This is a genomic window from Enterobacter cloacae complex sp. ECL414 (genome assembly GCF_021869685.1).
GTDB classification, from domain to species: Bacteria; Pseudomonadota; Gammaproteobacteria; order Enterobacterales; family Enterobacteriaceae; genus Enterobacter; species Enterobacter kobei.
Genome location: NZ_CP091481.1, coordinates 2,296,942 through 2,315,673 on the forward strand (window position 1 = coordinate 2,296,942; position 18,732 = coordinate 2,315,673).

Annotated in this window: 26 protein-coding genes; 14 read left to right on the forward strand and 12 right to left on the reverse strand. The window is 55.4% G+C overall.

What is annotated here, in order from left to right:
• Positions 1-65: 65 nt before the first annotated feature.
• Together L3068_RS11195 and L3068_RS11200 are read right to left on the reverse strand one after the other, a co-directional pair.
• Positions 66-680: a TetR/AcrR family transcriptional regulator gene (locus L3068_RS11195; protein WP_014883733.1), complete on the reverse strand. Its 615-nt coding sequence runs from the start codon at positions 678-680 to the stop codon at positions 66-68.
• 184 nt (positions 681-864) lie between these two features.
• A complete protein-coding gene (locus tag L3068_RS11200) occupies positions 865-1,776 on the reverse strand; it encodes a LysR family transcriptional regulator (RefSeq protein ID WP_117582028.1) in 912 nt (303 codons plus the stop codon).
• A gap of 99 nt (positions 1,777-1,875) precedes the next feature.
• On the opposite strand from L3068_RS11200, the gene L3068_RS11205 reads away from it, so the two are divergent.
• Positions 1,876-2,979: an alkene reductase gene (locus tag L3068_RS11205; RefSeq protein WP_059373255.1), complete on the forward strand. Its 1,104-nt coding sequence runs from the start codon at positions 1,876-1,878 to the stop codon at positions 2,977-2,979.
• A gap of 20 nt (positions 2,980-2,999) precedes the next feature.
• The gene (locus L3068_RS11210; RefSeq protein WP_032664944.1) at positions 3,000-3,539 is read left to right on the forward strand and encodes an ester cyclase; all 540 of its coding nucleotides are present in this window, start codon (positions 3,000-3,002) and stop codon (positions 3,537-3,539) included.
• A 40-nt stretch (positions 3,540-3,579) separates the two neighbouring features.
• On the opposite strand, the gene L3068_RS11215 is transcribed toward L3068_RS11210, so the two are convergent.
• Positions 3,580-4,047, reverse strand: coding sequence for a nuclear transport factor 2 family protein (locus tag L3068_RS11215; RefSeq protein ID WP_014883739.1), 468 nt, complete (start codon positions 4,045-4,047; stop codon positions 3,580-3,582).
• Between the two features lie 104 nt (positions 4,048-4,151).
• Here L3068_RS11215 and L3068_RS11220 point away from each other — a divergent pair, with 104 nt between their 5' ends.
• Positions 4,152-4,730 carry a TetR/AcrR family transcriptional regulator gene (locus L3068_RS11220; protein ID WP_045135151.1) on the forward strand — a complete coding sequence of 193 codons (579 nt, stop codon included), beginning with the start codon at positions 4,152-4,154 and terminating at the stop codon, positions 4,728-4,730.
• A 15-nt stretch (positions 4,731-4,745) separates the two neighbouring features.
• On the opposite strand, the gene L3068_RS11225 is transcribed toward L3068_RS11220, so the two are convergent.
• Positions 4,746-4,898 (reverse strand): phosphoglycerate mutase, encoded by a 153-nt coding sequence (locus L3068_RS11225; protein ID WP_117582027.1) that lies wholly within the window; start codon positions 4,896-4,898, stop codon positions 4,746-4,748.
• Positions 4,899-5,023: 125 nt separating this feature from the next.
• Between L3068_RS11225 and L3068_RS11230 the strand changes: the two genes are divergently transcribed.
• Positions 5,024-5,425: a VOC family protein gene (locus L3068_RS11230; protein ID WP_117582025.1), complete on the forward strand. Its 402-nt coding sequence runs from the start codon at positions 5,024-5,026 to the stop codon at positions 5,423-5,425.
• 18 nt (positions 5,426-5,443) lie between these two features.
• Here L3068_RS11230 and L3068_RS11235 read toward each other — a convergent pair whose 3' ends face one another.
• Positions 5,444-6,202 (reverse strand): hypothetical protein, encoded by a 759-nt coding sequence (locus tag L3068_RS11235; protein ID WP_023330351.1) that lies wholly within the window; start codon positions 6,200-6,202, stop codon positions 5,444-5,446.
• Between the two features lies 1 nt (position 6,203).
• Positions 6,204-6,401: a hypothetical protein gene (locus L3068_RS11240; protein ID WP_117582021.1), complete on the reverse strand. Its 198-nt coding sequence runs from the start codon at positions 6,399-6,401 to the stop codon at positions 6,204-6,206.
• A 259-nt stretch (positions 6,402-6,660) separates the two neighbouring features.
• Here L3068_RS11240 and L3068_RS11245 point away from each other — a divergent pair, with 259 nt between their 5' ends.
• The 8 genes from L3068_RS11245 to L3068_RS11280 are packed head-to-tail and all read left to right on the forward strand — an operon-like array spanning position 6,661 to position 12,535.
• A complete protein-coding gene (locus L3068_RS11245) occupies positions 6,661-7,095 on the forward strand; it encodes a nuclear transport factor 2 family protein (protein ID WP_014883743.1) in 435 nt (144 codons plus the stop codon).
• A complete protein-coding gene (locus L3068_RS11250) occupies positions 7,092-7,811 on the forward strand; it encodes an SDR family NAD(P)-dependent oxidoreductase (RefSeq protein ID WP_014883744.1) in 720 nt (239 codons plus the stop codon). The genes L3068_RS11245 and L3068_RS11250 overlap by 4 nt, the downstream gene beginning before the upstream one ends.
• Positions 7,808-9,067 carry an NAD(P)/FAD-dependent oxidoreductase gene (locus L3068_RS11255; protein ID WP_045135154.1) on the forward strand — a complete coding sequence of 420 codons (1,260 nt, stop codon included), beginning with the start codon at positions 7,808-7,810 and terminating at the stop codon, positions 9,065-9,067. The genes L3068_RS11250 and L3068_RS11255 overlap by 4 nt, the downstream gene beginning before the upstream one ends.
• 1 nt (position 9,068) lies before the next feature.
• On the forward strand, positions 9,069-9,791 hold the full coding sequence (locus tag L3068_RS11260) for a DUF1365 domain-containing protein (protein ID WP_014883746.1): 723 nt from the start codon (positions 9,069-9,071) through the stop codon (positions 9,789-9,791).
• Positions 9,788-11,008, forward strand: coding sequence for an SAM-dependent methyltransferase (locus L3068_RS11265; protein ID WP_014883747.1), 1,221 nt, complete (start codon positions 9,788-9,790; stop codon positions 11,006-11,008). Before L3068_RS11260 ends, L3068_RS11265 begins: the two co-directional genes overlap by 4 nt.
• Positions 11,005-11,490 carry a DUF2878 domain-containing protein gene (locus tag L3068_RS11270; RefSeq protein ID WP_014883748.1) on the forward strand — a complete coding sequence of 162 codons (486 nt, stop codon included), beginning with the start codon at positions 11,005-11,007 and terminating at the stop codon, positions 11,488-11,490. Before L3068_RS11265 ends, L3068_RS11270 begins: the two co-directional genes overlap by 4 nt.
• Positions 11,487-12,011: a hypothetical protein gene (locus L3068_RS11275; protein ID WP_014883749.1), complete on the forward strand. Its 525-nt coding sequence runs from the start codon at positions 11,487-11,489 to the stop codon at positions 12,009-12,011. The genes L3068_RS11270 and L3068_RS11275 overlap by 4 nt, the downstream gene beginning before the upstream one ends.
• Positions 12,008-12,535, forward strand: a complete 528-nt coding sequence (locus L3068_RS11280; protein ID WP_014883750.1) for a DUF3833 domain-containing protein — start codon at positions 12,008-12,010, stop codon at positions 12,533-12,535. The genes L3068_RS11275 and L3068_RS11280 overlap by 4 nt, the downstream gene beginning before the upstream one ends.
• 2 nt (positions 12,536-12,537) lie before the next feature.
• Here the strand turns inward: L3068_RS11280 and L3068_RS11285 are convergent, their stop codons facing one another.
• Positions 12,538-12,996 (reverse strand): DMT family transporter, encoded by a 459-nt coding sequence (locus L3068_RS11285; RefSeq protein WP_014883751.1) that lies wholly within the window; start codon positions 12,994-12,996, stop codon positions 12,538-12,540.
• Positions 12,997-12,999: 3 nt separating this feature from the next.
• Positions 13,000-13,434, reverse strand: a complete 435-nt coding sequence (locus L3068_RS11290) for a DMT family transporter (RefSeq protein WP_014883752.1) — start codon at positions 13,432-13,434, stop codon at positions 13,000-13,002.
• A 95-nt stretch (positions 13,435-13,529) separates the two neighbouring features.
• Here L3068_RS11290 and L3068_RS11295 point away from each other — a divergent pair, with 95 nt between their 5' ends.
• The gene (locus tag L3068_RS11295) at positions 13,530-14,462 is read left to right on the forward strand and encodes a LysR family transcriptional regulator (protein WP_023330359.1); all 933 of its coding nucleotides are present in this window, start codon (positions 13,530-13,532) and stop codon (positions 14,460-14,462) included.
• Positions 14,463-14,466: 4 nt separating this feature from the next.
• On the opposite strand, the gene L3068_RS11300 is transcribed toward L3068_RS11295, so the two are convergent.
• Complete coding sequence (locus L3068_RS11300; RefSeq protein WP_014883754.1) at positions 14,467-15,495, reverse strand: methionine synthase; 1,029 nt, start codon at positions 15,493-15,495, stop codon at positions 14,467-14,469.
• Positions 15,496-15,518: 23 nt separating this feature from the next.
• The gene (locus L3068_RS11305; protein ID WP_014883755.1) at positions 15,519-16,493 is read right to left on the reverse strand and encodes a DUF1852 domain-containing protein; all 975 of its coding nucleotides are present in this window, start codon (positions 16,491-16,493) and stop codon (positions 15,519-15,521) included.
• A 299-nt stretch (positions 16,494-16,792) separates the two neighbouring features.
• Here L3068_RS11305 and L3068_RS11310 point away from each other — a divergent pair, with 299 nt between their 5' ends.
• Positions 16,793-17,332: a DUF2058 domain-containing protein gene (locus L3068_RS11310; protein ID WP_117582017.1), complete on the forward strand. Its 540-nt coding sequence runs from the start codon at positions 16,793-16,795 to the stop codon at positions 17,330-17,332.
• Between the two features lie 7 nt (positions 17,333-17,339).
• Here L3068_RS11310 and L3068_RS11315 read toward each other — a convergent pair whose 3' ends face one another.
• Entirely contained in the window at positions 17,340-18,026 is a 687-nt protein-coding gene (locus L3068_RS11315; protein WP_023330362.1) for an RluA family pseudouridine synthase, read from the reverse strand.
• 89 nt (positions 18,027-18,115) lie between these two features.
• On the reverse strand, positions 18,116-18,721 hold the full coding sequence (azoR, locus tag L3068_RS11320; protein WP_008502313.1) for an FMN-dependent NADH-azoreductase: 606 nt from the start codon (positions 18,719-18,721) through the stop codon (positions 18,116-18,118).
• Positions 18,722-18,732: the final 11 nt, after the last annotated feature.

The window sequence follows — 18,732 nt, forward strand, 5'->3', positions numbered from 1 at the left end:
TATAGAAGTAACAGGACAGTTTCCGCATTCTCAGACTAGTGACCAATAAAGTCAATGGTCACTAGTCAGGGGGCCAGGCTTCTTAATACCAGCGAAGAGAGAAGCACCGCCGCAGTGGGGGCCGTTTCGAGGTTGTATTGCAGCTGTATGGGATTGATATAAGGGCACATCACCATGTGGATAGCCTGCGTGACCTCATCCAGCGGCGTTTTTCTTTCGAATTCACCCGCCTGCCTTCCTTCAATAATGATGCTCTCAATCAGCTTCATCAGGCCGTCTGTATACCTTTCAGTAGACGGCCATTTGTCCCGTGCGGCGACGGCGGCAATGTCGTAAAGCTTCCGATCGTGGAAAAACAGCTCGCTTCCGGCCTCGGTAAGCGCTTTGAACAGACGGCGTAATTTTTCGCTGGCTGACGGCGCATCCTCGATGGCAGAAAGCACCGCCGCCATGATCAGCTCCAGGCGGTTAGCGCAGATCACCTCGCCAATAGCCTGTTTGGAATCGAAAAACTTATAAATGTAGGACTTAGAGAAACCGATGGATTTCGCGAGTTCGGCGACGGTGGTTTTTTCATAGCCGTAATGCCCGAAGTGCTCAAAAGCCGCTTCGACGATTTGCTCTCTGACAGAATGGTCAAGTGGACCACGTATTGATGGGGCGTTCATATTTTTAGTCATTATTTAAGCTTAGCGTGACAGGCCAGGATTGACAACGAGTGACCATATCGTAATTTGGTTACTGTTGTTTCCTCATGAGTTCAAACGGGAAGACCCACCCGGTGGGGTAAGTGTATCACTGTTTTTCGCGCATTAAGGCAGTCTTGTGTCGATGAATTTTAAGCGGGTTAAACCAACATTCACGCTACCGTTTTTTTAGCCAGTCGAGAAAAAACTGGCTAAACGCCGTGACCTGAAGCGGCTGCAGTTTACGCTGCGGGTAAACAAACTGTAGCCCGACATCTTTGCGGTCGTATCGGCTAAAACCGGTAAAACTGTCAGCAAACAGGACGGTGAGTCTTCCGGCCTCAACATCGTCCTTCACATCCCACCAGGATTTCCCCGCAATGCCAGCGCCGCTGAGCGCCCACTGACGAAGCAATGCCCCGTCGTCGCACACCATGGCTGGCTCTACGCGAACGACACTTTCTTCGCCATCTTTTTCAAAGCGCCATTCGTTCATCACCACGCCCTGAGACTCAAGTGCCAGGCACCGGTGATGGGCTAACTCCGCAAATGTGGCGGGGACGCCGCGGTTGCTAAGATACGCCGCAGAGGCCACCAGCACCCGATGATTTGGGCGGATGTTTCTGACGACCAGGCTGCTGTCCGGCAGGTTACCGAAACGCACGCTCATATCCAGCCGGTTAGCGACCAGATCTTCAACATGTTCTCTTAACGCGATGAAAAATTTCACGTCAGGATGGTGTCGGGAAAATTCCACCACGGCGGGGCTAAGATACTGTCTGCCAAAATCCGAGGGGGCAGAAAGGCGAATATTGCCGCTGAGGACGCCCTCTTTTTGCGTCAGGAGCGACTCGGCATGGCGCATCTCTTCCAGCACGCGCAGCGCGGCATGATAAAACTCTTCTCCGGCATGGGTCAGCGTGATGGATCGCGTTGAACGATGAAACAGGCGAGTCTGGTAACGTTCTTCAATCGCCTTCAGTCTGGCCGTCATGGTCGCAGGAGAGAGCGACAGCCGTCGTCCGGCGGCGGAAAGCCCCCCGGCCTCGGCCACTTCAACCAGCAATGCCATATCTTCAAGCTTGCCCATTATTCATATTTTCCGAAAAGTGCATCAGTTTTCAGTGTAATTATCAAAATGCAATACCGCCTGTAAAGTGATTTCATCCAAACCATAAGGGATGAAAATATGAACCGTTCCTCACTTTTTGACCGTTACCGGTTGGGTCAGCAGGACCTGAAAAACCGTATCGTTATGGCGCCAATGACCCGCGCGCGTTCCCTTCAGCCAGGCAATATTCCCTCGTCGCTGATGGCGGAATACTACCGGCAGCGGGCCAGCGCGGGATTAATCATCACCGAAGCCACCCAGATCTCCCCGCAGGGCCAGGGATACTCCTGGACTCCCGGCATCCATTCGCCGGAGCAGGTTTCAGGATGGCAACTCACGACGGGGGCCGTGCATCAGGCGGGCGGGGTGATTTTTTCTCAGCTCTGGCACGTCGGGCGAATGTCGCACGCCAGTTTTCATCAGGATGGTCTGCCCGTGGCCCCGTCAGCGCTGGCACCGGACGCGAAAGTGTGGGTGGTGAACGAAAAGGGCGAAGGCCAAATGGTTGACTGCCCGCAGCCAAGAACGCTGACGCGCAAAGACATTCACGGCATCATCGCGGACTATCGCCAGGCGGCACTGAATGCCGTCCAGGCCGGCTTTGATGGCGTGGAAGTTCACGGCGGAAATGGCTATTTGATCGACCAGTTCCTGCGTCAAACCTCCAATAAACGCACGGACGAGTATGGCGGCACGCTTGCTAACCGGATCCGCTTTGCCCAGGAGGTCTTGAACGCGATTGCGGAGGCCATTGGCCCCGAGCGAACGGGCATCCGCCTTTCGCCGTTTATTACCCAGCGGGGGATGAATGACCCGCAGGTGATCGACGCCATCCTCGCTCTGGCGGCCTGGTGCGAACAACACGGGATAGCATTCATCCACCTGGCGGAAGCCGACTGGGACGACGCGCCGCAGGTACCCGACACTTTCCGTCAATCCCTGCGCGAGACGTTTAGCGGAACCCTTATCGTCGCGGGCAACTATGACCTTAACAAAGCCGAACAAATACTTACGGCTGGCTATGCCGATTTGATTGCCTTCGGACGGCCATTTATTGCCAACCCGGATTTACCCAACCGGCTGGCGCACAAGTTGCCGCTGGCCCAGGTGCGCGATCCCGCCACGCTGTTTGGTGGCAGTGCGACGGGATATACCGATTATCCCACCTTGCCGTTATCCTGATAAATGATTGAGAGAAAATGATGAACTATTCAACCTGTTTTCGTTCTGTTTTATTGCCGCTTATTTTTATCGGTCTGTCGGGCGCCGCTTATTCGGCGCAGGAGGAGTGGGTGAAACCACAGCAGCTGATTGTCGATAAAAGCCTGCCGCAGGCGCAATTAGCCGCGAATGAGGCTGCAGCCAGAAAATATGCAACGTTCTGGAATACGGGGACGCCGTCTCTGGCGCGTGAAGCGCTTGCAGTTAACTTTATTGATAAAACGCCGCCGGAAGGGCGTAAACAGGGACCCGAGGGCGCTATTTTAGCCTCCCGGGCATTTCGTACTGCCGTACCTGATTTACGCTGTGACGTTGAGCAGATGATTATTTCCGGTAATCGTGTGGTCTCCCATTTACATTTTCACGGCACGTTTACCGGAACATTTGGCGAGCTGAAAGGAAAGGGGCAGAAAATAGATTTTATCGCCACGGATATCTATGAAATTAATGACGGTAAAATTGTGGCTAACTGGCATATTGAGGACAACCTGACGCTGATGAAACAGCTGGGCGCACTGTAAATTCATCACTCCGGGGGCGCCCCGGAGTGATGCGAAAATCCTATAACCCCAGATCGCTCAGCGAGGGGTGATCGTCCGGGCGTCTGCCCTGCGGCCAGTGGAACAGTCGCTCAGATTCTTTTATTGGCATATCGTTCACGCAGGCAAAACGACGCTTCATCAACCCGTCCGCTTCAAACTCCCAGTTTTCATTGCCGTAGGAACGGTACCAGTTGCCGGAATCATCATGCCATTCATAAGCATAGCGCACCGCGATCCGGTTATCCGTAAATGCCCAGAGCTCCTTAATCAGGCGGTAACCTAGCTCTTTTTTCCACTTCCGTTCCAGAAACGCCTGCGCTTCTTCACGGTTGGTGGCGAATTCTGCGCGGTTGCGCCATTGGGTATCCAGCGAATAGGCCAGCGCGACTTTTGCCGGGTCGCGACTGTTCCAGCCGTCTTCGGCGAGTCTGACTTTTTCGATGGCGCTTTCACGCGTGAAGGGCGGTAAAGGAGGGCGTGTATTCATGGCGATTACCTCAGTGTGATATTATGTAGACAGATCTGTCTACTTGCGTTAATCTATGCCTGAAAAATAACGTTGTCAACATCCCTTTTTGAGGCTGCCGAAAAATGAAAACAGAACCCGCAAGCAACGAGACAAAAATCAGCGTCAGGGATAAAATATTACATACCGCTCACGATCTCTTTTATTCCACGGGCTTCAAGGCAACGGGCGTGGATACGTTGATTAAAGAGGCGAAAGTGACCAAGGTAACTTTCTATCGCCACTTTCCGAGTAAAAGTTTATTGATTCTCGCCTATTTGCACTATCGACATGAAATATGGATGAACTGGTTTGAGGCCTCATTGCGGCGTAATCTCAACGCCGGTCAGGCATCGTCAGATGCATTATCTGCCACGCTTTACGAATGGTTCGTTTCACCCGAGTTTCACGGCTGCGCGTTTATTAACGCCAGTGCAGAGGCGAAGTCTGAAGATATTGAAAGTGAAATAAAGGCGATATGCCGTGACCATAAACTCGAAACAAAGAAAATGATTACGTCGCTGACGAAGGTCACTGATGAGCGCGTGATCAACGAAATCATGTTGCTTATTGACGGCGCCATTATTCATGCGCAAATGGGCGTGGAGACGGATGCTGTCCTCCACTCGTTATCACGCGGTCTGGAACAGTTAATGGAAAAATAAGCTTTTCCGGGGGGCTTAACGGCTGTAAACACCCGCACCCCAGTAACCGGTACGGGGGCGGGTCTGTTCTTTCCAGCCAGATGCGAGCAGTTCTTTCGCAATATACCGGTTGATAATTCCGTGTCCCATCAGCAGGACGGGTGCGTCGGCATCCTTCGCTGCCTTCATCAGGATCCCCGCCGCCTTAGCGGCACGGTTTTTTACGACGCTAACCGATCTATAAAATATTTTTATGCGCGCGTATTCTGTGGGAATGCGCTGGGCATAACCATTCAGGGTAAAGGAAACGGAAAATGAGAACACAGAAGCGATGTCTGGGGGGCGTGGCTATTGTGGTTGATGACTACGATCGCGCAATTGAATACTACACCGACAAGCTGGGGTTTACCCTTGTCGAGGACACGCCGCAGCAGGATAAACGCTGGGTCGTCGTCACGCCAAATCCGGAAAGCGACTGCAATATTCTGCTGGCACGGGCTTCTAATGAGAGGCAGGAAGCCTTTATCGGCAATCAATGCGGTGGCCGGGTTTTCCTGTTCCTTCAGACGGATGATTTTTGGCGCGATTACCATGCCATGAAAGAAAAAGGCGTTCATTTCTGTGAAGCACCTCGTGAGGAAGAGTACGGTACGGTGGTGGTGTTTGAAGATCTCTACGGCAACCGCTGGGACCTCTTTCAAAAGGCCCAGGGCTGAATCGCACCAGAATATTGGTCACTCCCGCTGCGCCAGAGACAGCGCGCTGGCGCTGGCGGGATCGAACAGTGAGAGGCTCTCTATCTGATTGAGTAAAATCACCTTTCGGAATGACATAGCGCTGCGGGGTTCGGAGTCGAGCGTAATGTCATGCTCCGCATACCACTTGCTGTAATTATTCTCGATGCGCAAATTCATTGTCTTCTCGTCTCTGTACCCGCTTAACATCGGTATCAGCACAATATTGGCCGTGTTTTCGTATTCCAGCGTCGCGGTGTGGATCATGCCGATATATATCCGCCGCGACCGAAGCGTCACCTGCGCCAGCTCGCCTTGCTCCATACACTGATAGAGCAGTTGTTCAATACCGCTCGACTGGGCAAGCCGTTTGTAGAGCTTTTTCCGGCTTTCACCGTCCAGCCTGGCGCTGCCTGCCCAGTTGGAGCGATAGAGGCAAAACAGGATGGCAAACGCCAGCATCACGACCACAGGCGCCTGAATGCCTAAAAAACTCCAGTTCATAAAGTCGATTTGCCAGTCGGTATATTTCGGTGAGGCAAAGTGAAAGGCGTTATTGGCGGCAGAAAGGGCGAGAAGCAAGAGCCAAAGCAGTCCCGTGGCAACCACGCCCTGCAGCACGAAAATACAGCCATAAAGCGCAACAAGGAAATAGACGTCCCAGCCGAAAGAGCGCTTGATTTTAAAGCGCGTCGACAGATCGCGACTGGTGTACCAGTACCCGCACACCATCAGCACCATAAATATCGCCGTTCCCATATCAGGCCCTCTTCAGCGCGTTGACCTGACGCAGAAAATCCTGCCGTACCTCATTGCTTTTGTAATTCACCGATGCATTCCCGTCCTGGTCGATGATGATGCGGTCACCATCCTCCACGGCTTCGATGATCTCCTGCTGACTCATCACCTGCAGCAAGGATTCAGGGCTTGAAAAAAGAGAAAGAAAGACGCGTTTCATGTCGGGCATCCTGATGAATTTAAAAGGATAAGCCTGGAAGAGGATGGGGGAATTTGCCTTAAGGTTAAACTGAAAAAACAAAGCCGGGTGGCGGCTACGCCTTACCCGGCCTACAAAAGACAGTTTTTGGTCTGACATTAACTTACTGATATATTTCAAATATTAAAAATAGATATGCACAAACTTGGACAAATAACGTTAATTGTGTAAGTTTTAATTATGCGATTACGCCACGTTGTTTACAGCCAGGATGTGACCCATGAGCACTTTGCCCTCTGTCGTGAGTCGGTTTGTTGAGTACTACAGCGCACTGGATAGCCAGCCGCCCTCCGCACTGGTCGGGCTTTATCATTCGGATGCCACGCTAATCGATCCGTTCGGCGAGCACGACGGTATCTTTGCGCTTCAGCGCTATTTCACCCATCTGCTGGCGAATGTCGAAAACTGCCGTTTTACCATCGATCCACCGCTGTGCAGTGAAAACCGCTTTGTTGTGACCTGGGTGATGCACTGGTCGCACCCGCGCATCGCCGGAGGGGACCCGCTCGAACTGCCGGGCTGTTCGGTGGTGGACACGGAAAAGGGTCTTATCACGCGTCAGCGCGACTACTACGATGCGGGAGAGATGATCTACGAACATCTTCCGCTGCTGGGCTGGGCGGTACGCGGCGTGAAGCGGAGGGTGAAATCATGAAAACGGTACTGATCACCGGCGCAAGCTCGGGTATTGGCGCCGGGCTGGCGACCTCCTTCGCTGCGGAGGGGTACCACGTGATTGCCTGTGGGCGGGATCCTGCGCGCCTTGAAGCCTTGCATCAGACCTGCCCCAATCTCACGGTTCGCCTGTTCGATATGACAGACAGGGACGCCTGTCGCCAGGCGCTGAGCGGCGTTTACGCCGATCTGGTTATTCTCTGCGCCGGTACCTGCGAGTACCTCGATCGGGGCGTAGTGGACGCGGCGCTGGTGGAGCGGGTTATGAACACCAATTTCCTCGGCCCGGTGAACTGTCTTGCCGCGTTGCAGCCGCAGCTGGTTGCCGGCAACCGCGTGGTGCTGGTGAGTTCGATGGCCCATTGGCTTCCGTTCCCGCGGGCAGAAGCCTACGGCGCGTCTAAAGCCGCGCTGAGCTGGTTTGCGGACAGTCTGCGCCTGGACTGGGAGCCCAAAGGGATTGCCGTCACGGTGATCTCCCCAGGCTTTGTCGATACCCCCCTGACGCGCAAAAACGATTTCGCCATGCCGGGCAGGGTGAGCGTTGACGAGGCGGTCAAGGCGATCCGTTCCGGACTGGCGAAAGGGAAAATGCACATCGCGTTTCCCACCCGGTTCGGCTTCATTTTGCGGCTGCTCTCCAGGCTACCCGCGTTTTTGCAGCGCACACTGCTGCGCAGGATGGTACGTTCATGAAGATTGCGATTATCGGCAGCGGAATTGCCGGGCTGACCTGCGCCTGGCGGCTGGCCGGTCACCATCAGGTGACCCTGTTTGAAGCGGGCGCCACGCCTGGCGGCCATACCGCAACGGTAGATGTCTCGACGCCACAGGGCAACTGGGCGATTGATACCGGCTTTATCGTCTACAACGACCGGACCTATCCGCGCTTTATGGGCCTGCTCAGCGAGCTCGGCATCAGCGGGCAAAAAACGCAGATGAGCTTTTCGGTGCACAACCCCCAGACGGGGCTGGAGTACAACGGACACACCCTGACATCGCTGTTTGCCCAGCGCCGAAATCTGGTGAATCCGGCATTCTGGCGTCTGCTCGGAGAGATCGTCCGCTTTAATCGGCTGGCAAAACAGGCGCTGGAAGGGGACGTGGATCCGCACGCCACGCTGGAGACGTTTCTGCAACAGCATGGCTTCACGCCGTTTTTTGCGCGCCACTACATTCTGCCGATGGGCGCCGCCATCTGGTCGTCGTCGTTGCAGGAGATGAAGCGTTTCCCGCTGCCGCTCTTCCTGCGCTTTTTTAATCATCATGGTCTGCTGGATATTACCCATCGTCCGCAGTGGTACGTGGTACCGGGCGGCTCGCGGGAGTACATCCGCGCCATGCTGGAAAAGCTGGGCGACCGCCTGACGTTACGCCTGAACGCGCCGGTGCAGCGTGTCAGCCGCCACAAAGACGGGGTCACGCTTCAGCTCGAAAACGCCAGCCATACCTTCGATCAGGTGATTTTTGCCTGCCACTCCGCCGAGGCGCTGGCCATGCTTGAGGCGCCGACGCCAGCAGAGCGCGAGGTGCTGGGGGATATCGGCTGGCAGCGCAACGAGGTAATTTTGCACAGCGATCCGCGCTGGCTGCCGGTACGCAAGCGCGCGTGGGCCAGCTGGAACTACCGCCTGAGCGAGCATGAGCAGGCCAGCGCCTGCGTCACCTACAACATGAACATTCTGCAAGGGCTGCCAGAGGGGAGCCCGCTGTTCTGCGTCACCCTGAACCCGGAAACGCCGGTGGATGAACGCTTCGTGTTACAGCGCTTTGTTTATGAACATCCGCTGTTTAACCCGCAAAGCTGGCGGGCGCAGGCGCGTCGCGGTGAGATCAACGGTCACCAGCGAAGCTGGTTCTGCGGGGCTTACTGGTACAACGGTTTTCACGAGGATGGCGTGCGCAGCGCGCTGGACGTGGTCAACGCGATCGCGGCCGGAGAGGGGAACTAAGATGAACAGCTGCCTCTATCACGGCGTATTACGCCACCGCCGCCTCCAGCCGAAAACCCACGAATTTCGCTACAGCGTCTTTATGGCCTGGCTGGATCTGGATGAACTGCCACTGCTGGCTGACGTCGGCGTACGGCGCAATCGCTTCGCCGCCGCCGCGTTTTATGACACGGACTATCCGCTGGGTACGCCGCTCAAAGAGAACGTCCTGAACACGCTGGAGGGGCTCACCGGAGAACGTCCCGGCGGACGAGTCATGCTCCTGACGCAGCTGCGCTATTTCGGGTTTCATTTCAATCCGGTCAACTTTTACTACTGCTATGACGAGAAGGGGACGTTGGGCTGGGTGCTGGCGGAGGTCCGCAACACGCCGTGGAACGAGCGGCATTACTATGCCGTCAACGGACAGGACGCGCAGCCGACGGAAAAAGCGTTTCACGTTTCCCCCTTCAACCCAATGGACATGATCTACCACTGGCGCTTCAACAACCCGGATAACACGTTGCATATGCACATTGAAAATCATCAGGACGCGAAGGTGTTTGACGCCACGCTGGCGCTACGCCGGGAGCCTCTGACGCGTCCGGCACTGCGTGCGCTACTGCTGCGCATTCCACTGATGACCCTGAAAACCGTTTTCGCTATTTACTGGCAGGCGCTGAGGCTGTGGCTCAAGCGCGTGCCGCTGCATAACCATCCCGTCAGCAGGAGTGAACGCTCATGACCGATCCCGTCTTTGCGCTAGAACCCGATATCCCGCGCAACGTCCGCATTGCGCGTTGGCTGCTTTTCCGTCTGTTAAGCGGTATTCGTGGCGGCTCGCTCACGCTGCGTGAAGGGGCACAGACATTCCATTTTGGCGAGACATCCTCCGCGCTGCACGCCGACATTCAGATCCTCGCGCCCGGCGTCTACTGGCGCGTCTTAACGGGCGGGAGCCTTGCCGCCGCAGAAGCCTGGATGGATGGCGAATGGGAAACCACGCAACTCACGCCGCTTCTGGAAATCCTGGCCCTTAATGGCGAGGTGCTTGGCCGTCTGGAGAAAGGGTTCCGGCTGCTCGGTAGACCGCTGGAGCGGCTGCGCCACTGGACGCGGCGCAATTCCCGGGCCCAGGCGCGTGAAAATATTGCCGCGCATTACGACCTGGGCAATACCTTTTATTCACATTTTCTGGATAAGGAGCTGCTTTACTCCAGCGCGCTGTTTACTGCGGATGAGCAGGATCTCACGGCGGCGCAGCAGGCCAAAATGGCGCGTCTGTGCGAACAGCTGGCGCTGTGTGAGTCCGATCACCTGCTGGAAATCGGTACCGGCTGGGGGGCGATGGCGGAATACGCGGCACGTCACTATGGTTGTCGGGTGACCACCACCACGCTGTCGCAGGAGCAGTATATCTGGGCAACCGAGCGGATCGCCCGCGCCGGGTTGCAGGACCGCGTTGAGGTTCTGCTTTGTGATTATCGCGACCTCACCGGGCAGTACGACAAGCTGGTCTCGATAGAGATGATTGAAGCCGTCGGGCAACGCTATCTCCCCGTGTTCTTCCGAACCTGTCAGGCGCGGCTGCGCCCGGGTGGCCGGATGGCGATTCAGGCCATTACCATTCAGGACCAGCGCTACCGCGACTACAGCAAAAGCGTCGATTTTATCCAGCGCTACATTTTCCCCGGCGGCTTCCTGCCGAGCATCACAGCGATGAATGAGCTGATGACGCGCCATACCGATTTTGTGGTCCGTAACCTCTTTGACATGGGTCCAGACTATGCCCGCACGCTGGCCCACTGGCGGCAGCGCTTTGTTCATGCCTGGCAGGAGATTGAAAAGCTCGGCTTCGACGAACGGTTCCGTCGTATGTGGCTGTACTACTTTGGCTACTGCGAAGCCGGGTTTAACGCCCGCACCATCAGCGTGGTGCAACTGACCGCCGAACGCGTATGAGACGTTATCTTCAGGTCTTTCTGCTGGCCGTCGGGTTCGATCTTTACTGGGCGCTGGTGGTGATCTTTCGTGAGCAGGGCCTGATTATCTGGCTTGCGCTGGCGGTGCTCGCCTGCCTGTTTTTGCCGCCGGTATACCGCCTTTACGCCATCGGTCTGGCTGCAGCGGGCAGCGTACTGGATGCGCTCTGGGCGTTGACGGGGCTGATTGCTTTCACCGGCGAGTCCCTGATGCCGCTATGGATGGTGGCATTGTGGCTGATGTTCGCCACCGTCTGGACACAGCTTGCGCGCACGACCACGTTACCCGGCTGGCTGCTGACGCTGCTGGCCGCCGTGGGAGGGCCGGTGGCGTACCTGATTGGCGAGCGGCTGGGTGCTATCACCTTTCAGGAGCCGACTTTTATCGTCGTTAGCTGGATGGTGCCGGGCTGGCTGGTATTAATGTTGTTTTTCCACCTGCTGATGGGGAGACAAAAATGAGAGCAGCGGTTTTCCTCCTTTGGCTGACGATGGTGATCCCTGCGGCCCATGCCGCCGACTGGCTGGCCTGGCGTAAGGTGGGTGACGCCACGCTCACCTGGGGCCCGTTTACGGTTTATACCTCCCAGCTGCGCACGCCGGACGGTCGCTACCGCGCGGCGGATCAGGATCAGGCGTTGATTATCACCTACGCGCGCGACATTGAACGTGATGAACTGGTGGAGGCCACGCGCGATCAGTGGCAGGCGCAGGGGATTTTGCAGCGGGAGCCGCAAAGCGAAGGCTGGTTACAGATGCTTCGTTCGCTGTGGCCGGATGTCCGGCCGGGCTCACAGCTGGCGTTTGTCCTCGATGATAAGCAGGGACAGTTCTGGTACCGCGCGTCAGCAACGCAGAAAAGCTTTATTCCACTTGGCCCGCGCCAGTCAGAAGCATTCAGCACGCGCTTTCTGGCCATCTGGCTCGATCCCCGCACGCAATATCCTGAACTGCGTCAGCAGTTACTTGGAGGACAAAAATGAAACGTTTCCTGATGATGGTGCTGGCATTGACCATGCTGCTGGCAGGCTGTAGCACAGAGGTGGCCGAGTATCGCCAGCAGCAGCCACGGCTTGATATCTTCGACTACTTCCAGGGGAAAACCGAAGCGTGGGGCATGGTGCAGGATCGCAGCGGTAAACAGATCCGCCGCTTTCACGTGGAGATTGCCGGGGATGTTATCGGCGATACGCTGACGCTCAATGAGCACTTCGTGTATGACGATGGCGAGAAGCAACAGCGGGTATGGCACATCCGCAGGCTGGGGAACGATCGCTACGAGGGAACGGCGGGGGATATCGAAGGGGTCGCTACGGGGCAGGCGGCAGGTAACGCCTTTAACTGGCATTACAGCATGAAAGTGAAAGCCAACGGCAGTAGCTGGCTACTGAAGTTTGACGACTGGATGTACCTGCAGGATGAGACCCATCTGTTTAATAAAACCGAGATGAAGAAATTTGGCGTCACCGTCGCCACGGTGACGCTGTTCTTTACCCGGAAGACGTGAGTCTAGTCGCGGGTGCTGTAGATTTTGCTGCTCGAGTAGATGAAATACAGTGCAATCCCCAGGCAGATAACCGCGCCCAGACGGCTCGGCGAAAAGGGAATAGCGGGATTACCCAACCAGCCAAAGTTATCTATCAACATGCTCATGGTGAGCTGGCCGAATATCACCGCCACCGTGGCGACGGCGGTGCCGATGCGCTGTACGGCAAGCACCATAATCACGATATAGGGCACGCCAAACATCGCGCCGAGGAGCTGCCATTTGGGTACGTCCAGCAGCGTGACCGCATGCTTAGGCTCAAAGAAAAATATGAGCAGGGCGGTCACCAGTGCGCCGACGGAAAAGGTCAGAAACGCGCTTTTGAATACCCCCACGCTGCTGCCGAGCTGTCCGTTAATCGCGGCCTGAATGCTCAGCGTAGCGCCGCCGCAAACGGCGAGAAGAATCATAATCAGTGTCATACGTTACCCCTGTGCGACCAGAACCAGTGCCGCAATGATGAACCCCAGTGCAATAATGCGCTTCGCATTTATCTTTCTGTGCGGCGAGCCCAGCAGACCGTAGTGGTCAATGATCAGGCTTTTAAAGACCTGACCGGCCAAAATCCCAATCATGGTCATTGCGATGCCGATGGCGGGTGTCGCAACGGTCAGGATGACCACGTAAACCGGGCCGAGCACGCCGCCGAGCAACTGCCAGCCGGGCTGGGCAAAAAACGAGGGGCTGTTACGCGGGCTAAAAAACAGCATCAGTAAAAACGTCAGTGCGGCACCGACCCCAAAAATGCTGAACGTGGCCCATAAGTCGCCCACTTCGCCCCCCAGTGGCCCCAGTAATCCCGCCTCAATGGAGAGACCCATCCCTCCGGCTATCACCAGTAAAATCAACACAAACTGCATAACGCTTCCTCCGTTTTAAGGCGAAGAAGATTACGTCGGTCGTCCAGTGAGAAAAATGCCATAATGCAGGAAACACCTTTGCAGGAAATGCATTAATGTTCGATGCCAGTAATATCAACGTCCGCGCGCTGCTGATCTTTATTGAGGTCTATGAAGCGCAGAATTTCTCCGTCGTCGCGCGGCGGCAGGGGATATCAGCCTCACAGATATCGCGCGTTATTCACCAGCTTGAGGATGCCCTCGGTCAGCAGCTGTTCTACCGCAATACGCGCGCGGTGATCCCCACAGAAAGTGGTCATCTGTTTATCCGCTATGCCCGGGCGATGGTCGAAAACGTCGAAGAGGCGCGGCGTGAGCTGGATGAACGTTCGTCGGAACCATCCGGCACAATCCGCATTAATGGGCCGGTATTTTTTGGGCAGAGGCATGTTGCGCCAGGCCTGGCGGAGCTGACCGAGCGTTATCCGCGGTTAAACATTGAGCTCACGCTGACCGATGACTTTATCGACCCGCACCGGGATGCGGCCGATCTTATCTTTCGCATTGGCATGTTGACGGACTCGACGTTCCACGCCCGCATTTTTGGTCAGCAGCGTTACCACCTTGCCGCGTCGCCCGCGTATCTGCGCAAACACGGTGTGCCGGACGATCCGGCCACGCTGAGCGATCATCAATGTCTGGTCTATCGCGGTTCGTCCGGGCCTAACCGCTGGCTGGTGCGTCGCGAGGGGGAGAACTGGATACACTATCCGGTGGTGGCGCGGATGACATCCAATAATGCGGAGTCGTTGCTCACTGCCGCGCTGGGCGGGATGGGGATCGTCCTGTTTCCGGACTGGCTGATTGGCGACAGGCTCCAGCGGGGAGAGCTTGTCGCACTTCTGCCGGAAATGGCGTGTGCGATCAACACGGAGCCGCTGAACATTGCGGCGATCTATCCACATGCACGTCATCCGCCCCTGAACGTCAGGGCGGTGATTGATTATTACGTCGAACGCTTTGGTACGCCGCCGTACTGGCAAACGTAAAGGATTACGCGCCGAGCTCTTTGCGGATAATCTCTGCGCCTGCGCTGAGGGCTCTCAGCTTACCGTTTGCGACGTGACGGGAAAGGGGGGCCATACCGCAGTTGGTCGAAGGGTAAAGCTTGTCGGCATCGACAAACTGCAGCGCTTTACGCAGGGTATCGGCGACTTCCTCCGGCGTTTCAACGGTGTTCGTTGCCACATCAATCGCGCCAACCATCACTTTTTTACCGCGGATCAGCGCCAGTAGATCCATCGGCACGCGGGAGTTGTGGCACTCCAGAGAGATAATGTCGATGTTCGAGGTCTGCAGCTTAGGGAAAGCCTCTTCGTACTGGCGCCACTCAGAGCCGAGCGTTTTTTTCCAGTCGGTATTGGCTTTGATGCCGTAGCCATAGCAGATATGGACCGCAGTTTCGCACTTCAGCCCTTCAATGGCGCGTTCCAGCGCGGCGATGCCCCAGTCGTTGACCTCGTCAAAAAAGACGTTAAATGCCGGTTCGTCGAACTGGATAATATCCACGCCTGCAGCCTCTAGCTCCCGCGCTTCCTGATTGAGGATTTTGGCGAATTCCCAGGCCAGCTTTTCGCGGCTTTTATAGTGCGCGTCGTAAAGGGTGTCGATCATGGTCATCGGTCCGGGGAGGGCCCATTTGATCGGCTTATCCGTGAGCTGGCGCAGGTACTTTGCATCGTCGACGAATACCGGTTTCTGACGTGCCACAGCAGAAACCACGGTCGGCACGCTGGCGTCATAACGGTTACGAATGCGTACCGTCTGGCGGTTTTCAAAATCCACGCCGCTCAGGTGTTCGATAAAGGTGGTGACGAAGTGCTGGCGGGTCTGTTCGCCGTCGCTGACAATGTCGATTCCCGCACGGATCTGCTCATCCAGTGACAAACGCAGCGCATCCTGTTTTCCTGCCAGTAATTCCTGATCCTCTAATTTCCACGGAGACCACAGCGTTTCAGGTTGTGCAAGCCAGGTCGGCTTAGGCAGGCTGCCAGCCGTAGACGTCGGGAGCAATGTTTTCATAATAAAAGACCTATTTTGATGAATTAAAGCGTGTAGTTATCAGACCACTGCTCAAGAATGTGTTTATAAGGCTTAATAAAGTATTCTTCGGTGAATCGACCCTGTTCAATCGCCAGACGGCTTCGTTCTTCACGGTCATAAACAATTTTGGTGAATGAGTGATCCTGCTGGTTCAGATCCGGTCGGAAGCACAGTCCCGCCGACGAGTTGGCGTTATAAATTTCCGGGCGATAGATTTTCTGAAACGTTTCCATCGTGCTGATGGTGGCGATCAGTTCAAGATTGCTGTAATCATTCAGCAAATCACCGGTATAAAAGAACGCAAAAGGCGCCACGCTGTTTTCTGGCATGAAATAGCGCACCTTCAGGCCCATTTTGGCAAAGTACAGTTCCGTTAATGACTCGCCATCCGGCTGATACTCAATGCCAAGTACAGGATGCTGGTTGCCGGTGCGGCGGTAGGTGTCTTTGCTGGAAACGCTGAGGCAGATCACCGGTCCTTTTCTGAAGTTCTCTTTGTATTCCGGCGAACTCACAAAATGGCGGAATATGTTGCCGTGCAATTCACCAAACTTTTCCGGAACGCTGAAGTGCTGTTGGTTCTTGTTATGTTCCAGCAGCAGAACGCTGAAATCATAATCCCGCACGTAAGACGAAAAGTTATTGCCGACAATCCCCGGGATACGCAGGTTGTTTTTCTTGTCGACGATGGTGGTTTGCAATATCTCAATGGCCGGGAACGGCTTATCCGCACCAATGTTCAGATCGACAGAGATAATTTCAAGCTCAACCGCGTAGCGATCGGCGTTGGGGTTATCCCAGCGCGCCAGTGCGTTGAAGCGGTTATTGATCATCACCAGGGTATTGCGCAGGTTTTCCTGACGCTTTTCTCCGCGCGCCAGGTTGGCAAAGTTGGTGGTGGTACGCGTATTTTCTGACGGGTTGTAATTCTCATCGAAGCAACTGCGCTTAAGGGTATAGGTGAAAGCTTTGCTCATTGTCGTTATGCATCCTAAGTTCATGTTGCTAAGAAGTTACCGATGCATAATTTATGCCTGACCCCGCGGCGCAGGGGAAGTGACTTAATTTCACTGCAACATGAGCGAAGTTCATGAAGCGTGATACTCGCCTGTCGCTGCCTTCTTGCCGGGTGGCGCTGCGCTTACCCGGCCTACGGTTCAGCGTCGTATATGTGCTTTGCCGTTGCCGTTAACCCGCTGTAGAGGATTGGCATTTTTTTATTTCTGTTCAATTCCCGCTATAATCCCCAAAATTTCCAACCGGTTTAGAAACGATCATGACAAAACTCACCTTACAAGAGCAGATCCTGAAAGCGGGCCTCGTTAGCAGCAAGAAAGCGGCGAAAGTGCAGCGTACGGCAAAGAAATCACGCGTTCAGGCTCGTGAGGCGCGCGAAGCAGTGGAAGAGAATAAAAAAGCGCAGATCGAGCGTGACAAGCAGCTCAGCGAACAGCAGAAGCAGGCCGTGCTGGCAAAAGAGTTTAAAGCACAGGTGAAGCAGCTGATTGAGATGAACCGCATCACCGTGGCGAAAGGCAATATCACCTTTAACTTCACTGACGGTAATCTGATCAAAAAACTCGACGTCGACAAGCAAACCCAGACTCAGCTGATCAACGGCCGTCTGGCGATTGCCCGTCTGGTGATTAACGCCAACGGCGACTGTGAATACGCGATTATCCCGGCAGTCGTGGCCGATAAAATTGCCCAGCGTGATGCCGACTGCATTGTGTTAAACAGCGCGCTCAGTCAGGAAGAGCAGGATGAAGACGATCCCTACGCGGACTTCAAAATCCCTGACGATTTGATGTGGTAAACCGCCGTCAGAACGGGGCGGTGTGACGGGCAGTAACCGGCTCGCCGCTCACCGGATGAATAAAATTCAGCTCGCAGGCATGCAGCATCAGCCGGGGCGTGATTTCCGCCCCCGGCGCGTCAAGACCGCCATAAAGATCGCAGCCCAGAATCGGGTGCCCCAGCTGCTGGCAGTGAATACGCAGCTGATGGGTTCGCCCGGTTTCCGGGGTAAGCGTCACCCGCGTTAACGGCACTCCCGTTCCCTGATAAAAACGTTCCACCACCCGATAGCGGGAGCGGGCGGGTTTACCGTTAATGGCGCAGATTGACATCAGCGGGAACAGCGCCGGATCTTTGGCAATCGGGGCATCTATCACGCCCTCATCGTTTTCCAGATGTCCGCAAAGCAGGGCGCTGTAAACTTTCTCCACGCTGCGCTGGCTGAACTGCTGGCAGAGCGCCGCATTGATCGCTTTATTACGCGCAATCACCATCAGCCCGGACGTGCCGAAATCGAGACGATGTACCAGCGTGCAGCCCGGGAACGTCTGAACCAGACGATAATGGACAGAATCAAGGTTTTGCGGATTTTTCCCCGAGAGGCTGAGCAGACCGGAAGGCTTATTGATCAGCAGCAGATGTTCATCCTGCCAGAGGATCTCGATGTCGTCATGACACGGTGGGGCAATAAAAGAATCAATAATCGCAGACATCAGGCCGCCCGGCTGGAGAGTGGGAGCGGATGATAACGAAATGTGGAGAAAAGAAAAACCCTCCCACCGGGCGGTGAGAGGGGGAAATCTTAGGCGGCAACCAGGCTGTCGATCGCGGCTTTCGCGTCGGTCTGCGCTTTCGTTGCCACTTCAGGACCGTAAGCGATGCCTTCCGCGAACACGAAGTTCACGTCAGTGATGCCGATGAAGCCCAGGAACAGGCTCAGGTACGGCGCAACCAGGTCGGTTGGGGTGTCTTTATGGATACCGCCGCGGCTGGTCAGTACGATCGCACGCTTGCCTTTCACCAGACCTTCAGGGCCGTTTTCAGTGTAACGGAAGGTTACGCCAGCACGCGCCACCAGGTCGAAGTAGTTCTTCAGCTGAGTAGGGATGTTGAAGTTGTACATTGGGGCGTTAATCACGATAACGTCGTGCGCCTGCAGCTCAGCAATCAGTTCGTCGGACAGGGCCAGGGCTTCCTGCTGACGCGGGCTCAGCGGAGCATCGCTCGGACGCAGCGCGCCAACCAGTTCACCGTCCAGCACAGGAATAGGGTTTGCAGCCAGGTCGCGCACGGTGATTTCGTCAGCGGAATGCTGTTCACGCCACTGTTCAACGAAATAATCAGACAACTGACCAGACTGAGAGTACCCTGCCAGAATACTGGATTTCAACACTAATACTTTGCTCATGGGTGATTCCT

Excerpts from the sequence above, each read along its gene's own strand:
- L3068_RS11195 (WP_014883733.1), bottom strand. The coding sequence starts at position 680 with ATGACTAAAAATATGAACGCCCCATCAATACGTGGTCCACTTGACCAT.
- L3068_RS11200 (WP_117582028.1), bottom strand. The coding sequence starts at position 1,776 with ATGGGCAAGCTTGAAGATATGGCATTGCTGGTTGAAGTGGCCGAGGCC.
- L3068_RS11205 (WP_059373255.1), top strand. The coding sequence starts at position 1,876 with ATGAACCGTTCCTCACTTTTTGACCGTTACCGGTTGGGTCAGCAGGAC.
- L3068_RS11210 (WP_032664944.1), top strand. The coding sequence starts at position 3,000 with ATGAACTATTCAACCTGTTTTCGTTCTGTTTTATTGCCGCTTATTTTT.
- L3068_RS11215 (WP_014883739.1), bottom strand. The coding sequence starts at position 4,047 with ATGAATACACGCCCTCCTTTACCGCCCTTCACGCGTGAAAGCGCCATC.
- L3068_RS11220 (WP_045135151.1), top strand. The coding sequence starts at position 4,152 with ATGAAAACAGAACCCGCAAGCAACGAGACAAAAATCAGCGTCAGGGAT.
- L3068_RS11225 (WP_117582027.1), bottom strand. The coding sequence starts at position 4,898 with ATGAAGGCAGCGAAGGATGCCGACGCACCCGTCCTGCTGATGGGACAC.
- L3068_RS11230 (WP_117582025.1), top strand. The coding sequence starts at position 5,024 with ATGAGAACACAGAAGCGATGTCTGGGGGGCGTGGCTATTGTGGTTGAT.
- L3068_RS11235 (WP_023330351.1), bottom strand. The coding sequence starts at position 6,202 with ATGGGAACGGCGATATTTATGGTGCTGATGGTGTGCGGGTACTGGTAC.
- L3068_RS11240 (WP_117582021.1), bottom strand. The coding sequence starts at position 6,401 with ATGAAACGCGTCTTTCTTTCTCTTTTTTCAAGCCCTGAATCCTTGCTG.
- L3068_RS11245 (WP_014883743.1), top strand. The coding sequence starts at position 6,661 with ATGAGCACTTTGCCCTCTGTCGTGAGTCGGTTTGTTGAGTACTACAGC.
- L3068_RS11250 (WP_014883744.1), top strand. The coding sequence starts at position 7,092 with ATGAAAACGGTACTGATCACCGGCGCAAGCTCGGGTATTGGCGCCGGG.
- L3068_RS11255 (WP_045135154.1), top strand. The coding sequence starts at position 7,808 with ATGAAGATTGCGATTATCGGCAGCGGAATTGCCGGGCTGACCTGCGCC.
- L3068_RS11260 (WP_014883746.1), top strand. The coding sequence starts at position 9,069 with ATGAACAGCTGCCTCTATCACGGCGTATTACGCCACCGCCGCCTCCAG.
- L3068_RS11265 (WP_014883747.1), top strand. The coding sequence starts at position 9,788 with ATGACCGATCCCGTCTTTGCGCTAGAACCCGATATCCCGCGCAACGTC.
- L3068_RS11270 (WP_014883748.1), top strand. The coding sequence starts at position 11,005 with ATGAGACGTTATCTTCAGGTCTTTCTGCTGGCCGTCGGGTTCGATCTT.
- L3068_RS11275 (WP_014883749.1), top strand. The coding sequence starts at position 11,487 with ATGAGAGCAGCGGTTTTCCTCCTTTGGCTGACGATGGTGATCCCTGCG.
- L3068_RS11280 (WP_014883750.1), top strand. The coding sequence starts at position 12,008 with ATGAAACGTTTCCTGATGATGGTGCTGGCATTGACCATGCTGCTGGCA.
- L3068_RS11285 (WP_014883751.1), bottom strand. The coding sequence starts at position 12,996 with ATGACACTGATTATGATTCTTCTCGCCGTTTGCGGCGGCGCTACGCTG.
- L3068_RS11290 (WP_014883752.1), bottom strand. The coding sequence starts at position 13,434 with ATGCAGTTTGTGTTGATTTTACTGGTGATAGCCGGAGGGATGGGTCTC.
- L3068_RS11295 (WP_023330359.1), top strand. The coding sequence starts at position 13,530 with ATGTTCGATGCCAGTAATATCAACGTCCGCGCGCTGCTGATCTTTATT.
- L3068_RS11300 (WP_014883754.1), bottom strand. The coding sequence starts at position 15,495 with ATGAAAACATTGCTCCCGACGTCTACGGCTGGCAGCCTGCCTAAGCCG.
- L3068_RS11305 (WP_014883755.1), bottom strand. The coding sequence starts at position 16,493 with ATGAGCAAAGCTTTCACCTATACCCTTAAGCGCAGTTGCTTCGATGAG.
- L3068_RS11310 (WP_117582017.1), top strand. The coding sequence starts at position 16,793 with ATGACAAAACTCACCTTACAAGAGCAGATCCTGAAAGCGGGCCTCGTT.
- L3068_RS11315 (WP_023330362.1), bottom strand. The coding sequence starts at position 18,026 with ATGTCTGCGATTATTGATTCTTTTATTGCCCCACCGTGTCATGACGAC.
- azoR (WP_008502313.1), bottom strand. The coding sequence starts at position 18,721 with ATGAGCAAAGTATTAGTGTTGAAATCCAGTATTCTGGCAGGGTACTCT.